Consider the following 15,022-nt stretch of genomic DNA (forward strand, 5'->3'; position numbering starts at 1 on the left):
TGATCCTGTAATTGCAGCCTGCCAAAAGGCTACTGCTTTTCCGGGCAGGTATTGAGTATGGAGTCAGCCTGCTGAACGCTCACAAAGCCTCCTTCATTGCCCCAGGCATTGAGAATGTAGGTTGCAATTTCGGCAATATCCAGCGCCTGTAGCTGTGGGCTGGCCGGCATTACGCCATCATAGGTAATGCCATTTACCACTACTTCTCCCTGCTGTCCATGTTTGATGATACAAATCACCCTTTCCCTGTTCTCCAGAAAATCTGCTCCTGCCAGTGGAGGGATCAGCTGGGCAAGGCCACTGCCATCGTTCTGGTGGCATCCGATGCAGTGCTGCTTGTAAAGCCTTCGTCCGTGGGTCCAGTATTGTTTGAATTTCATTTCTGTAGCATCATCCAAACCCGCAGGAACAGATGGGCCGGTGCCTTGTTGTTGCTCCTGCTTACCCGAATCTCCGGAGCAGGCTGTAAGGCAAAACCAGCCCAGGAGAGCCGGTACTATATAATGGTAAAGAGACATTGTACTAAATCAGGTTATGCAGGTGAATGGGCTGGCACGGGGCTGGTATGCGGCTTAGTTCAGCAGCTTATCTATATCCAGCATCAGTTTGTCTACTTCGGCCGGATCGGTGCCATCGTATACACCACGAATGCGGCCCCTGCCATCAATGAGAATAAATGCGCCACTATGCAGTACCCCGCCTGGCGCTTTTTCGTTTTTCTGTGCTGTTACAAAATACCTTTTCTCTCCCAGTGTAAAAACGTCTGTTTCTCCTCCTGTTAGAAAGTGCCAGTTGCTGCTATCAGCAACGCCCAGTCTGCTGGCGTACTCTTTTAGTACCGGCACGGTATCGTAATCGGGATCTATGCTGTGAGAAAGGATCATAAAGTCTGAGTTGTTGCCGTATTTATCGTACACCCTTAGCATTTCTTTTGCCATGGGTATGCAAATGCTGGGGCAGGTGGTAAAAATAAAATCTGCAACATATACTTTACCGGCTACGGTCTCATCAGTAATCAATACACTATCCTGGTTGTAAAATGCAAAGTTGCCAATGGTATGGTAGGTAGTGTCGGTTTCGGTGGTAATGGTTTCGCCGTAAACAGGCAGCTCGTCTTTAGGCTGTTTCTGTTCACTGCAGGCAAATGCCCCCAGTACTAACAGCATCAGCAATACTGATTTATTCATCCTTTCGCCTCCCGTATTTTTTTATACAACGTAATTGCCAGCATCAGTAGTACGGTAAAAACTACCAGCCCAAGCAACCCCCAGAGTACGCTTACCATATTTTTAAGAATTACCAGGAACACAATGGCAAAGAGCAGAATGGTGGAAACCTCGTTCCAGAACCTAAGCTTCTGGCTGCTCCAGACCTGCTCCCCGCGTTGCAGCTTTTTAAACATGCCATGGCAGGCCAGGTGGTAAGCATAGAGTGCTGTTACAAACCCAATCTTAATCCATAGCCAGCTGGGCATGTTATCCTGATAGCTGGAAGTAAAGATCAGGCCTAAGCCCATGCCAAGCGTAATAATGGCAGAGGGCCAGGTAATGCCGTACCAGAGCAGTCGGGTCCATCGCTGCAGCTTCTCCAGTAAGATGCTCCGCGCTGGTTCAGCTTCTTTTTCATATACCTCCATAGTATAAATAAACAGGCGGGGCGCATAAAACAAGCCTGCAAACCAGGTTACTATGAAAATTATATGTAGTGCTTTAATGTACAGAAATGCCATATGCCCGCAAAGGTACAACCGAAACTGCCACCATCAAACGTTCTCTGCTGCGCACAGTTAATAAGATACAGCTCTAAAAGAGTGCCCGTTGTAAATCTTAAGTCTACATTGGGCAAAACCTACATGCAGACTTGACCCTGTAATTGCAGGTTTGTAATTTTTGGCCTGAAAAATAGGGGGCTTATGTTTTAAAATACTGCTATACATAAGCCTGCATTTGTGCGTTTAGAAAACACTAACCTTACGAGCTATGCGATTTGTGTTTAAATCTCTTCTGCTGCCCTTTGGTGCCGGCCTGGCTGGTGCTGCTGTGTATGTAAACCTGTTTATGGCTACGCCAATGCCTGTTGCATCTGGCGATCAGCAACAGCAGGGTACCATGCCCATACACCAGACCAACTGGCAGTTGCCGCCGGCAGCCCTGGAGGCTAATGCCTTTGCCGATGCCGCCCGGCGCAGTACCAACTCGGTTGTGTTTGTGAAGACCCTTTCCGGAGATGAGTATGCCCCCACCAGCTACTTTGATCTGCTCTTTGGTCGCAGGAGTGGTGCTGTAGCCAGCTCTGGCTCAGGGGTAATCTACTCCCAGGATGGCTACATCATTACCAATAACCATGTGGTGGAAGGCGCAAAAATAGTAGAAGTAGTACACCAGCGGCGTACCTACAAAGCCGCAGTGGTAGGTACCGATCCGGCTACCGACCTGGCTGTGCTGAAGGTAGATGCAACAGGGCTGCCCGCCATTGCATTAGGCCATTCTGCAACTGTGGAGGTGGGCGAGTGGGCGCTGGCAGTTGGTAACCCCTTTAATCTGACTTCTACCGTAACGGCAGGCATAGTTTCTGCCAAAGGCCGGGAGATTAGTTTTGGAAAAGGCCTTTTTCCGCTGGAGAGCTTTATACAAACAGATGCTGCCATTAACCCGGGTAACAGTGGCGGTGCGCTGGTGAACAGCCGTGGTGAACTAATAGGGATCAACACTGCTATCCTAAGCCAGACTGGCTCTTATGCAGGTTATGGTTTTGCTGTTCCGGTAGATGTGGTGCGTAAGGTGGTAGAAGACCTTATTCAGTATGGCGAAGTGCAGAAGGCCTTTGTGGGGGCAGAGGTAATAGACCTGGACCTGAACAAGGCTGCAGAGCTGAATGTAAAAGCCGACAGAGGGGTGGTCGTGAGTCATGTGCCGCAGGAGGGCGCAGCAGCCCGGGCAGGCCTTAAAGCAGGCGATGTGATCACGCGCGTAAACGATATTCCTGTAGAGAGCCGGGGTCAGTTCGACGAAATCATCAGTTACTACAGCCCGGGAGATAACATCAGCGTAGGTTATATACGCCGCAACCAGCCGCATCAAACTACCCTTACCCTTACCAATCGCGAAGGAGGTACGTCTATTTTGCGCAGGGAGGTGTTTACTTCCGAATCGCTCGGTGCAGACCTGGAGAAGGTAAGCAAGGTTGAGCGTGAGGTGCTTAATATTGGGCAGGGCGTAAGGGTTACCAATATTCGCAGGGGCTTTATGCGCAGGCTTGGTATTCAGGAGGGCTTTGTAATTACCAGCATTAACGAAGCTCCTATTGAAGATCCCGAAAGGCTTGTAGCAATACTTTCAAAGATCAGGGGCCGGGTAATTATAGAAGGTGTAAACACCAAGGGGGTTAAAGGCTACTACCAGTACTACTTCTAAAAAGGTTTCTGCTGTACAGCAACATGCTTTAGCAGTATAGGCCCCAGGCGTGGGGCTGTATGCTATGATTAAAAGAGCGGCTTAAGGGCTGCTCTTTTGCTTTTGTTTTGCACATGGCCTTGCCAGCCTGTGGTTTTTGATCTGCTTAAGGCATAAGAAGAGGTGTTAACAATTATTTTATTTAGAATAGTTCTAAACAGGCTTGCAATTCTTAATAAGTAAGAATAAGTTTGTTTCGTTATTTATAATTAGTCTAAATAAGGCATGAAATTTTTACCTCTACCACAATCAAATTTTATATCAATACTTGCACTGGCCCTGCTATTACTACCTTTTGTTGTTAAAGCGCAGCAGCCTGTTAAATATGGCGCAATAGAAGGTCATGTAATCAGTACAGACAGCCTGCCAAGAGAGTTGGTGGCTATTAGGTTGAAGAATGTACAAATGGGCACTACATCAGATGCCAATGGAGCTTTCCATATTTCACAGGTTCCTGCCGGTAGCTACCAGTTAGAGGCAACGCTGGTGGGTTACACAAAGATCAATAAAGAAATTCAGGTAAATGCCGGAGAAACAACTTACCTGACACTGGTTGTAAATGAGAACCTGGAGCAGCTGCAGGTTGTGGAGGTTTTTGGTGTGCCAGATGAGCAGCCGGTAAAACTCTCGGCCATTACACGTTTACCCCTTAAGCCAAGCGACCAGATACAGAGCATTTCCATCATCTCTGATGAGCTGATCAAAAAGCAGGGAGCCCTGACCATTACAGAGGCCATCCGTAATGTGCCTGGTGTGTATTCTTTTGCTACCTATGGCAACAAGCGTGAGAGCTTATCTTCGAGAGGGTTCAGGGGTATACCCGTATTGAAAAACGGGGTGCGCGTAAATTCCGATTTCAGGGGTATTGGCTTTATCACTGATATGGAAGGTGTGGAAAGCATCCAGGTTATCAAAGGTGCCAATGCCATTACCCAGGGTGGCAGCTACGACATAGGCAGTGCCGGTGGCGTTGTTAACATTGTAACAAAAACTCCAAAATTCTACCAGGGTGGTTATGCCGCCCTGCGTGTTGGCAGCTGGGAGCGGGTGCGGCCCAGCTTTGATGTGTACGGCCCCATCAATGAGTCAAAAACAGTAGCCTTCAGGCTTAACGGAGCCTACGAGCGTGCCAATAGCTATCGTACGGGTGTTTCCCTTAATAAAGTATATGTGAACCCATCGCTGGAGTGGCGCCCCGATGATAAAACCAGCTTAACCCTGGAAATGGATTACCTGAACGACAGCCGTACGCCCGATCTGGGTACTATTGCTCTGTCAAATGATGAATACTCTATTTATGAGCTGCCGCACGATAAATTTTTAGGTTTTGAAACCGACCGCACCAACACTTTAAATACTACCTACGCTGCCCGTTTTAACAGAACAATTTCAGATAATCTTTCTGTGCGTGCCGCCTACTTCCATTCTACACTTGATGTGCAGGATCTTTACACCAGCCTGTCCAGTGGAAACAGGAGAAATCCGCTGCCGGGCCATACGCGCCAGCGGGCGCTGGCCCAGTCGGGTCGTCTGGATAAAAACTCTGTGGTGCAGTTCGACCTGGTTGGCCAGGATGTAACAACTGGCCTGCTGAAGCATACTTTCCAGGTGGGGGCAGACATTTCTACCTTCAGGCTGGAGACACCTACTTACGCTTCTACTATTATCGATACCATCAATGTGTATGAAGGTATCTCCAACAGGTTACCTGGTGAGGCACCTGCCTCTGCACTGCTTTCAACAACCAGCAGCAATGGAACCCGCCTGGGGCTCATGGCACAGGATGTGATCTCCATCAGCGAATGGGCAAAAGTTACCCTTGGCCTTCGTTACAGCACCCAGGAGAGCACCAGTTCAGCAACTGCAGAGGTTGTGCAGGGCGAGGGTTTTACCCCACTGGCAGGTTTAATTGTAACACCTGTAAAAGGACTTAACCTGTTTGCATCCTACACCAACACCTTTAACCCAAGAAGTGCCTCCCGCCTGGATAAGGATGGTAATGAGCTGGGCAACGAACGTATAGACCAGATAGAAGCAGGTGTTAAATCTGACTGGTTCTACAACCGCCTTCGCTTTAACCTTACCCTCTACAAGATCAACAACAAGAACATGAACCTTCAGGCCGTGGAACTGGATGAGAATGGGGTGCTGGTGTACCTGCCCTATTACATACAGGGAGGTAATGATGAGCGCAAAGGTGTGGAAGTGGAACTGCTGGGTCGTGTGATGGATAATTTAGAACTGGTGGCAGGCTACAGCTACATCGATGCACAATACAAAGAGCATACTACCTATGTAGAGGGCTCTGCCCCTTTAAATACACCCAAGCACACGGCCAACCTCTGGGCGAACTATACCATAAAAACCAGTCTTTTCAGGGGTGTAACCCTGGGAGCCGGTGCCTACTATATTGGCGAGCGCCCTATCAACGACTGGACCAAAGAGCAGGTGGAGTACCATGGCATAACCCCTGGCTTGAAACCTTTTAACGTAAAAGCGTATACGCTTGTGAATGCCTCTGTAGCATACCAGATTAAAGACATAAGTGTGCGCCTGTTGTTTAACAACATTTTTGATGAGGTTGGCTACAATGCTTACCGCACCAGTTTTATCAATCCGGTAGATCCACGTAATTTTGCCGGGGTGCTTACTTATAGATTTTAAAAAGCTGTAATTACAGCTTATTAGCTGCCGGTGTGTGGACCGGCAGCTTCTCTGTTTTCCTGAACCTGCACATTTACCATAGTTGTCAGCATGAAAGAGAAGTATAGCCTAAGAAAACTTTTTAACGACCTGCACCTCTGGATGGGGATCGGAAGTGGGATTATTCTGTTTGTTGTGTGCCTTACCGGCACCCTGTACACATTCAGAACAGAGGTGGAAGAGGCGCTGGAGCCTTCTAAATACCACGTAACCGCACCAGCGCAGGCAGTGCGCCTTACTCCAGAGGAAGTACTTGAAAAGTTTAAGGCAAAGCAGGAGGGTAAAATTACCGCTATTGAGGTGCCTCACGACAGGAGCAGGGCTTACCAGGTAATCGTTAAAAAATCGGCAGAAGACCGCAGAGGTACCCCTTACTATGTAAACCCTTATACTGCAGAAATCTTAGGAACCTCTAAAGGGCCTGCTACAGATTTTTTCATGGGTGTTTTTAAGCTGCACCGCTGGCTGCTGCTCGATACTGAACTGGGCAGGCCAATTGTGGGAGGGGCTACCATTGTGTTTGTTTTCCTGATTCTTTCCGGACTGGTGCTCTGGTGGCCAAAAAAACTCAAGAACTGGAAACAGGGATTCAAGATTAAAGCAACAGGGAACTGGAAGCGCATTAACCACGACCTGCACAACAGCCTGGGTTTTTATTCTTTTTTGCTGCTGCTGCTCATGGCCCTTACAGGCCTTTGCTGGTCTTTTGAGTGGTACAAAGATGGCCTGGGTAATGTGATTGGTACCGAAGTGTTTGGCGGCAGGGGAGGAAAGCCAGTGGCTATAGCGCCTCCGGCAGAGGCTGCTGAACCCTTCACTTTATCGGAGCTGCTGATTTTAGCGGACAGTGAGCTCCCCTACGAGGGCAATTACAGAATTATACCCGCTGAAGATTCCAGTGCCATGGTGGTGCTGAACAAGTATAAAACCGGTTTTTTTGCCCTTGCAGCCACAGATAAAGTTCAGATAAACCAATATACCGGTGATGTGCTGAAGGTAGAACGTTTTGCTGATAAGCCCCTTAATGAGCAGATAGCATCTTCTATCAAACCACTGCACACCGGCGAAATATTCGGCACCTTCTCCAAGATCCTGTACTTTATTGCATGCCTCATAGGTACCAGCCTGCCTGTTACGGGTACTATCATCTGGATCAACAAGCTGAGAAAAGGCTCGAAAAAAACAAAAAAAGAAACAGCGCAAAAAGCAGTGCTTGCACGTTAAGCTGCTTATCGCCTGCCGCACAGCTTTGCAGTTTTTAGTTAAATTAAAAACATAAGGGCGCTGATGCCGTACTTGCTTATGGTTTACCCTGGCTAAGCCGATGCGGCTGGCACAAGTATTCCTAAAGCCGTACATGATACAATTGGACGCCTTATACCTTTAATTACAGTGTAACATTGGATAAATTCCATGTTACACTGTTTTTTTGTTTTTACAGAAGATAGATTATCAAAGATGATTTCACAGGCATTATTCAATCCGTTTACTATAAAAAAGGTTCAGTTCAGGAACAGGATAGCCGTATCGCCCATGTGCCAGTACTCCAGTGAGGATGGATTTGCAAATGACTGGCACCTGGTTCATTTAGGTAGCAGGGCAGTGGGAGGTGCCGGCCTTGTAATTTTTGAAGCTTCGGCAGTAGTACCTGAAGGCCGCATAACGCCTGATGATCTGGGTATCTGGAAAGAAGAACACATCCCCGGCCTCCGGAGAATAGTTGATTTTATAAAAGCACAGGGTTCAGTTGCGGGCATTCAGCTGGCCCATGCCGGCAGAAAGGCCAGTCATCAGAGCCCCTGGAAGGGCGGTAAACTGATCCTGCCGGCCGACGGTGGCTGGCAAACGCTTGCACCCAGTGCCATACCCTTTCAGGAAGGCGAAGCTGCACCAGTTGCTTTAAGCCAGGATGGGATCAGGAATGTTATTGATAGTTTCAGGCAGGCGGCAAACAGAGCCCTGCAGGCAGGTTTTGAGGTTATTGAGATTCATGCCGCACATGGCTACCTGATCCACGAGTTTCTTTCGCCGCTAAGCAATAGCAGAACCGACAATTATGGTGGGTCTTTTGAAAACAGGACAAGACTGCTGCTGGAGGTTGTTGCTGCTGTTCAGGAGGTGTGGCCTGGCGATCTGCCGCTCTTCGTGAGGATATCGGCCACCGACTGGACCGAAGGCGGCTGGAGTGCAGATGATTCCGTAGCTTTGGCAAAACTCCTCAAAGCAAAGGGTGTAGATCTGATAGACTGCTCTACAGGCGGCAATGTGCCCCGGGCTAATATTCCGGTAGCGCCAGGTTACCAGGTGCAGTTTGCTGAAAGAATAAAAAAAGAGGCCGGTATTTTTACTGCTGCCGTGGGCATGATTACCACAGCCCGTCAGGCAGAGACAATTATTACAACAGAGCAGGCCGACCTGGTGCTGCTGGCCAGGGAGTTTTTAAGAGATCCATACTTTCCGCTGCATGCCGGCCACGAACTTGGCGCAGAGGTGGTGTGGCCGCAGCAGTACGAGCGGGCAAAGCCCAGGTAAAGCCCCTTCGGTAATGAATATCAGCTTATAAAAACTTACCTTGCGGGCAATTTAGCAAGGACCTGTTTTTGATGAATAAGAGCTTACTGTTCTTCAGGCCGCTTGTCCGGACATACACTTATTGGTTTAGGCACAATGGAAATGGGTAATCAGGTACGGGAAATTCAGTACTTTTTTTCCGGTCAGCATTTTTCCGATGGCCTTAGGGTTACACTGGGTATTCTCCTGCCTGCCCTTGTATTTACCTGGTTTGGCCATCTGGAGCTGGGAGTACTGCTTTCTTTTGGTGCTTTAAGCGTGAGTATATCCGATTTTCCGGGGCCGCCGGTGCACAAGCGCAACGGTATGCTCATTTGCTGCCTGTCTATTTTTGTGGTTGCCCTCATTACAGGCTATGCCCGTATGCACCCCCTGATCATGGGGGCAGAGGTGCTGCTGTTCTGCTTCTTTTTCTCTATGCTGGCTGTTTATGGTAACAGGGCTGCAGCTATTGGCACGGCCGCCTTACTGGTAATGGTGCTCCTGATGGATGAGCCACAGCAGCCTTCTGAAGTGCCGCTCTACAGCGGGCTGGTACTGGCAGGCGGGGTCTGGTACATGTTGCTAAGCCTGCTGGTGTACCAGATCAGACCCTATAAACCCGTGCAATATGCCCTGGGGGAGTGCGTAAGGGAGGTGGCCCGCTTCCTGAACCTGAAGGCAGGCTTTTACAGCTCTGGCGAAAGGCTGGAAGAAAGTTACCAGAAGGTGGTGGCCCAGCAGATTGTGGTAAACGAAAAGCAGGAGGCTGTACGGGAGCTGCTCTTTAAAAGCAGGCTGCTGGTGAAAGAGTCTACCAATACCAGTCGCAGGCTGTTGCTCATTTTTGTTGAGGTGGTAGATCTGTTTGAGCAGGTAATGCTTATCCATTACGATTATGCCTCTTTAAGAGAAAGATTTGAGCACAGCGGCATACTTGATAAAATTGCCGGGGCAATCAGAGCAGTGGCTACCGAACTAGATGTACTGGGGCTGGCCATTCAGTCAAATACCCGATATAAAAATCAGCTGGACCTGAATGCACAGCTGGAGGAGCTAAAACAAAGTATTGATGGATTAAATGCCGCCTATGCCGGCAGCAGTACCACGTACGGGGGCGAGGGTGTTATCCGCAAGGAAGAGAGTACGCTGGTGTTAAAAAAGGTGCTGATCAACCTTAAAAATATTACAGAACGCTTTCGGGGAATTGTTTCATTTATGAACAGCGATGCCCGGCAGCCTGTGAACAGTGATCACCTGCAATACACGCGTTTTGTAAGCCACCAGCGCTTTGACCGCAAAACCTTTTTCGACAACCTGTCGCTAAATTCTTCTATTTTTAAACACTCTGGCAGGGTGGCGCTGGTGTGTCTGTTTGGTTTTGTACTTACAAAAGTGCTCTCGTACGGAGAGCACAGCTACTGGGTGTTGCTCACTATTATTGTAATCTTAAAGCCAGCTTTCAGTATTACTAAGGAGCGAAACTACCAGCGTTTGGTAGGTACCGTTATCGGAGGTACTATTGGTTTCTGTATCCTGCTCATTATAACAGATCCGCTGGTGCTGTTTTTAATGCTGGTAGTGCTTATGATAGGCACCTTTAGCTTCATCAGGATCAATTATGTGGTAAGTGTAAGCTTCATGACTCCTTTTATCCTGATTATTTTCAGTTTTTTAGGAGCAGATGGTTTCAGCCTGGTGCAGGAGCGTATTATCGATACACTGCTGGGTTCTGCTATTGCATTCACTGCCAGCTACCTTATTTTCCCAAACTGGGAATCGGCGCAGCTTAAAAAGCATATGCTTGAAGTGATAGCAGCAAATGAAAAGTACCTGATGAAGCTTGCCGACAGGCTCAGGGGAATGCCTGTTGATACCGCAGATTATAAACTGGCGCGGAAGGACGTGTACGTAAGCTCAGCTAACCTTTCTGCGGCATTTCAGCGTATGCTGTCGGAGCCCCGGAGCAAGCAGAAAAACAGTGGAGAACTGCACAGGTTCGTGGTGCTGAACCATATTTTATCATCCAACATTGCCACTGTAGCCATTGCTGTTTCTTCCAATGAGCAGCTGCAGTATTCTCCCGATAGCCTGCGCGCTATCAGGAGGGCTTTAGCGGTACTTGAGAGTACCAGGAAAAAGCTTTCTGAAAGTTCGGCTGCAGCATTGGCGGTTGCTGCGGAACCAACATCCAGTACTGCAGAGCTGGCGGCTGATGATCAGCCTGTAAGGCAGGAGGAAAAAGCTGCACCAGGCTTAAGTTCAGAAGATATGCTGCTAAAGGAGCAGTTTGGTTTTATCAACAGAATTGTTCTGGATATCCGCAAAAGTGCAGAGGCTGTAGTGGCTTAAGCTGATTATTTTCTCCTTCAGCCAGGCAAAAATCAGGAACTTAAGCAGAAAAACAGCTTTGGCTGTGTACTTCTTCTAAATGTCTTCGTACTGCAGAATATGAAGCTAAGAGAAGAACTGATCACCAAACTAAGCAAGACTTACGAGCCTGCCGCCATGGTGCACATGCACTACAAAGGCAAAGATATGGCCTTCAAAACCGATAGAGAGGGGAATCCCATTCTGTTGTTTATAGGCAAGGAAGATGAAGAAGGCACAGTGAAGGGTGAGCGTTACGCCCGTACCTTAAAAAAAGATGCCGCCGGAAATGTGATCAAAGATCACTGGGAGCTGAAAGGAAAAGCAAGCTAAAAGAAGTGCAATAAAAAAACAGCTCCGGCTTAAAGCCGGAGCTGTTTAGAAATTAGTCTCTGGTTCTATTATCTCAGGCGATCACGATCCCGGTCAATACGTTCGCGGTCGGCACGATCTCTCTCAGAAGGAACGCGGGTATCTGCGTTAGATCCCATTGCTGGTCTGTCTACTGGTCTGTTGGTGCTGTTATCTACAATTGTAGCATTTGTGCGACTTGTAGTGGCAGTACCAGTTGTAGTACGAGCATCAGCATTGTTAGCTGTATGGTGCGGATGAGTATCCGGTACTTTCTTTGTAAACAAACCGGCGCCTATTTCAGCAATACCTAAAATCAGGTGCGGTAGGTAAACATACTCATCAAAATCAAATAACCAGGGCGAAACCGCAAGAAAGGCACCAGCCAATACATCCATCCAAAGGTGTGTTGGCATAGATATTTTGCGTGAAACGCTAAGCTCATAGTCGGTAAACAGGCTGATCAGGATCAGGCCTGCACCCAGAATAACGGGTATCCATGTTTCGGCTCCTCCGCGATTAAAATTAAATATCCATGGAGAAGCGATCAATAGTAAGCCCATCAGGTAATCTACCATCCCATGTATACGTGTTGGTATGAATCTCATAACTTTAAAAAGTTTAATTACACATAAAAAATACTTGTGTTCAAGCTGTTTATTATACGTCATAGTTCAGGAATGTTTTCATAAATACTGAAAATAGTTGTTTAAAAGCGCATAGATAACTGTTAGAAATAGAGTGTTTTAAAGAGTAAAAGGCTTTGCCGGGGCAGGAACAGCGAAGAGATAAATCGCATTTTAAATGCTTGTCAGATCTGTTTTATAGTATTAAGTAGCAGGGGAAGAAGGTAAGGCGATTTTTAATAAAAAAAGATTGTTATATCAGTTACAGGGCCGGAGCTACAGCCTGTAATATATTATACTTTATATAATAGTATCTTTAGAATATTTGCAGGCTTTGATGCCTGCTTTGGTAAAATTTTAGCCCACAGGTGGTATGGTTGCACAGATATTAACAGCAGTTTTACAGGTGCCGGCAGTATTGAAGGTTAATAGTTAAAATTTTATTTTAAAAAATGATCTTGAGATTGTTGTAACAAATCAATATTTTATGCGTACCTTGCTATGGATTGACAAGGATCATTTTTGACATGCGGTAGGCCTTATCCTCTAAGCCTTATTTAGCCCCCAGAAAACCTTGATCAATTAATTATTCAGATCAACAAATTTTAGTGATGAACATTTTCGTAGCAAAATTGAATTTCAAGACGAAAGAGGAAAACCTCCGCCGCCTGTTTGAGGAGTATGGTGAAGTTAGCTCAGTGAAAATCGTTACCGACCATGAGACTGGTAAGTCAAAAGGTTTTGGTTTTGTAGAAATGCCTAACGATGACGAAGCACAGAACGCCATCGAAGATCTTAACGAGACTGAGTTTGAGAACGCCACTATCGTGGTTAACAAAGCCCGTCCAAAAACTGAAGGTGGAGGAGGCGGCGGCCGTCCACGTAGCAACGATGGCGGCGGCTGGGGTGGTAACAAACGTCGTTATTAATCTACCTGCTGCTGTTTCAAGCAACAGTTATCTATAAGTACTGGAAACCATTCTGATTCGTCAGAATGGTTTTTTTGTTGCCGGTCATGTGCCAGGCTCTCTCCTGGCAACAGACAGGTGAGGGTATATGCGGATCTTTTGCTATACAGTCAGGCTGGTACAGTAGTTAATGTGCAGTACTTGCCGGCTTATAAATATGGGCTGACGGCGAAAAAAAAATCCCTGCAGCACTTTAGTATTGCTACAGGGATTGTGGTGTGGTGTGGTGTGGTATGCTGTGCTATTTGTGCTATTTTTATAACAGTGGCTGGCTGCTGCTTACAGGGCTTTTACATAGCTGCCGAGCCATATTAGCCTGTCGTCATACTTTTTAAGGATCTCCTGAACAGGTTCGTCATCGCGGTGCCCGTCGAACTCTATATAGAACCAGGTGGCAAAGCTTCTTTCGCCGCGCACGGGCCTGCTTTCTATTTTTGTGAGGTTTATATTCCGCTGGTGAAAATCCTGCAGGAAATTAACAAGGCCGCCCGGCTTATCCGGCAGCTTGGCCAGAATGGTGGTCTTGTCGTGCTTTCCCTTCTGATTGATGAAATCCTTTGCCAGAATCAGGAAGCGGGTAAGGTTATAGTCGGCATCTTCTACATTATCGAACAGCACCGGTAGTTTGTATATTTTGGCAGCTACAGAAGAACATAGTGCTGCTGTTTCCGGGCCTTCCTTCAGGGCCATTCTTGCTGCCTCAGAGGTAGAGTTTACCGGTATCATGTGCACATCCTGGCCGCGCAGGTACTTGCTCATGAAATTCTGGCACTGCCGGAAAGCAATGTCCTTTGAATAAATCTTTCTGATACTGGAGATGCTGTCGGCAACGGTAGCCAGGCAAAAGTGAATAGGCTGCGCTACTTCAGCTACTATCTTCAGGTCGAAGCGCTCCAGGCTATCCATGGTTTCGGCTACCACGCCCTCCTGGTTGTTTTCGATAGGTACCACGCCAAATCGCGCTTTACCTGTTTGTACAGCCTCAAATATGGTAGAAATGGCAGGCATAGCCAGGTACTCACTCATGGCGCCAAACCTGCTCTCTGCTGCTGCATGCGTAAATGAGCCTTCGGGTCCAAGATAAGCAATCTTCTCAGGTAACTCCAGGTTACGGCTGGCGGCAAAAATTTCCAGGAAAATAGCCTCCAGCGCCTGCTTGTTCAGCAGCCCGGCTGTTTTATGGTGCAGCCGCTCAATGATCTGCATCTCCCTTTCAGGGCGGTAAATTACCGAGTTCTCGTTCTTTTTAAGTTTTCCAACTTCTTTTACAATCTCCATGCGGCGATTCAGCAGGTCCAGCAACTGATCATCGATGCTGTCGATCTGCCGCCTAAACTCTTCCAGCGGTTGGCTCATAACCCTCTCTTAAAATAATTTTTTAAAGAGAAGAAATAATTGTTTGCCTTTCAAAGAAAAGCATCAAAATTTTACTGCAAACGATGTCATACAGCAATAAATCTGTTGCTAAAAGTCAACAAGCTTAAGGTGTTGTCAGTGGAGAAGCTGGCGCTGGCGACCATTACCGAATAGGATTTTTCTTTTCAGGGTAAGCCGGAGCTGCCGTGGCGGTAAACAGGGCTGCACCAATTTCTGCCACTCCCAGCAGCACATGGGGGAGGTACACATAATCGGCAAAGCCAAAAAGCCAGGGCGATGCTGCAAGAAACAAACCTGCCAGTGCATCTATCCATAAATGCGTTACCATGGGTATTCTGCGAATGGCCCCAAACTCGTAGTTGGTGAAAAGTGCCAGCACCATAATGCTGATGCCTAAAAGAATTGGAATAATGGACATTGGGTTGGTACCCGGCACTGCCTGTGGATCGGCTCCCTGCGCGGCAAAACCAAAGATCCAGGGAGATAACAACAGAATAATACCTATGCCGTAATCCAGCATGCCGTGAACGTAAGTTGAAATAAATCGCATATCAGCGCTTATTAAAGGCTTAAAAAATAGTTTCCAGACTTACTATCTTAAATAAAAAGAGGGGGTTTAGGTTTA

The 15,022-nt window shown here is 47.4% G+C and carries 13 protein-coding genes; 7 read left to right on the plus strand and 6 right to left on the minus strand.

From position 1 onward, the window contains the following. Positions 1–29: 29 nt before the first annotated feature. Genes KWJ01_RS23540 through KWJ01_RS23550 form a run of 3 tightly spaced genes read right to left on the minus strand, consistent with a single transcriptional unit; the run spans position 30 to position 1,729 of the window. A complete protein-coding gene (locus KWJ01_RS23540) occupies positions 30–518 on the minus strand; it encodes a cytochrome c (RefSeq protein ID WP_224999578.1) in 489 nt (162 codons plus the stop codon). Between the two features lie 54 nt (positions 519–572). Continuing rightward, complete coding sequence (locus tag KWJ01_RS23545; protein WP_224999579.1) at positions 573–1,187, minus strand: SCO family protein; 615 nt, start codon at positions 1,185–1,187, stop codon at positions 573–575. Beyond that, on the minus strand, positions 1,184–1,729 hold the full coding sequence (locus tag KWJ01_RS23550) for a CopD family protein (RefSeq protein ID WP_224999580.1): 546 nt from the start codon (positions 1,727–1,729) through the stop codon (positions 1,184–1,186). The genes KWJ01_RS23545 and KWJ01_RS23550 overlap by 4 nt, the downstream gene beginning before the upstream one ends. A 250-nt stretch (positions 1,730–1,979) precedes the next feature. Here KWJ01_RS23550 and KWJ01_RS23555 point away from each other — a divergent pair, with 250 nt between their 5' ends. The 6 genes from KWJ01_RS23555 to KWJ01_RS23580 all read left to right on the plus strand — a co-directional run bounded on the left by KWJ01_RS23555 (position 1,980) and on the right by KWJ01_RS23580 (position 11,408). Further along, positions 1,980–3,413 (plus strand): trypsin-like peptidase domain-containing protein, encoded by a 1,434-nt coding sequence (locus KWJ01_RS23555; RefSeq protein ID WP_224999581.1) that lies wholly within the window; start codon positions 1,980–1,982, stop codon positions 3,411–3,413. A gap of 264 nt (positions 3,414–3,677) precedes the next feature. Then, positions 3,678–6,116 carry a TonB-dependent receptor gene (locus tag KWJ01_RS23560; RefSeq protein ID WP_224999582.1) on the plus strand — a complete coding sequence of 813 codons (2,439 nt, stop codon included), beginning with the start codon at positions 3,678–3,680 and terminating at the stop codon, positions 6,114–6,116. A 90-nt stretch (positions 6,117–6,206) separates the two neighbouring features. Continuing rightward, the gene (locus tag KWJ01_RS23565) at positions 6,207–7,379 is read left to right on the plus strand and encodes a PepSY domain-containing protein (protein ID WP_224999583.1); all 1,173 of its coding nucleotides are present in this window, start codon (positions 6,207–6,209) and stop codon (positions 7,377–7,379) included. A gap of 234 nt (positions 7,380–7,613) precedes the next feature. Beyond that, positions 7,614–8,687, plus strand: a complete 1,074-nt coding sequence (gene namA / locus KWJ01_RS23570; protein WP_224999584.1) for an NADPH dehydrogenase NamA — start codon at positions 7,614–7,616, stop codon at positions 8,685–8,687. Positions 8,688–8,828: 141 nt separating this feature from the next. Continuing rightward, positions 8,829–11,057, plus strand: a complete 2,229-nt coding sequence (locus tag KWJ01_RS23575; RefSeq protein WP_224999585.1) for an FUSC family membrane protein — start codon at positions 8,829–8,831, stop codon at positions 11,055–11,057. A 99-nt stretch (positions 11,058–11,156) separates the two neighbouring features. Continuing rightward, positions 11,157–11,408 carry a hypothetical protein gene (locus KWJ01_RS23580; RefSeq protein ID WP_224999586.1) on the plus strand — a complete coding sequence of 84 codons (252 nt, stop codon included), beginning with the start codon at positions 11,157–11,159 and terminating at the stop codon, positions 11,406–11,408. Between the two features lie 68 nt (positions 11,409–11,476). On the opposite strand, the gene KWJ01_RS23585 is transcribed toward KWJ01_RS23580, so the two are convergent. Next, positions 11,477–12,034: an SPW repeat protein gene (locus KWJ01_RS23585; protein WP_224999587.1), complete on the minus strand. Its 558-nt coding sequence runs from the start codon at positions 12,032–12,034 to the stop codon at positions 11,477–11,479. Positions 12,035–12,663: 629 nt separating this feature from the next. On the opposite strand from KWJ01_RS23585, the gene KWJ01_RS23590 reads away from it, so the two are divergent. Continuing rightward, on the plus strand, positions 12,664–12,981 hold the full coding sequence (locus tag KWJ01_RS23590; RefSeq protein WP_224999588.1) for an RNA-binding protein: 318 nt from the start codon (positions 12,664–12,666) through the stop codon (positions 12,979–12,981). 318 nt (positions 12,982–13,299) lie between these two features. On the opposite strand, the gene pheA is transcribed toward KWJ01_RS23590, so the two are convergent. Both pheA and KWJ01_RS23600 read right to left on the minus strand, forming a co-directional pair. Continuing rightward, positions 13,300–14,376: a prephenate dehydratase gene (gene pheA / locus KWJ01_RS23595; RefSeq protein WP_224999589.1), complete on the minus strand. Its 1,077-nt coding sequence runs from the start codon at positions 14,374–14,376 to the stop codon at positions 13,300–13,302. A gap of 163 nt (positions 14,377–14,539) precedes the next feature. Next, the gene (locus KWJ01_RS23600) at positions 14,540–14,947 is read right to left on the minus strand and encodes an SPW repeat protein (protein ID WP_224999590.1); all 408 of its coding nucleotides are present in this window, start codon (positions 14,945–14,947) and stop codon (positions 14,540–14,542) included. Positions 14,948–15,022: the final 75 nt, after the last annotated feature.

Origin of the sequence: Cesiribacter sp. SM1 (assembly GCF_020178975.1) — a bacterium.
Classification (GTDB): Bacteria; Bacteroidota; Bacteroidia; order Cytophagales; family Cyclobacteriaceae; genus Cesiribacter.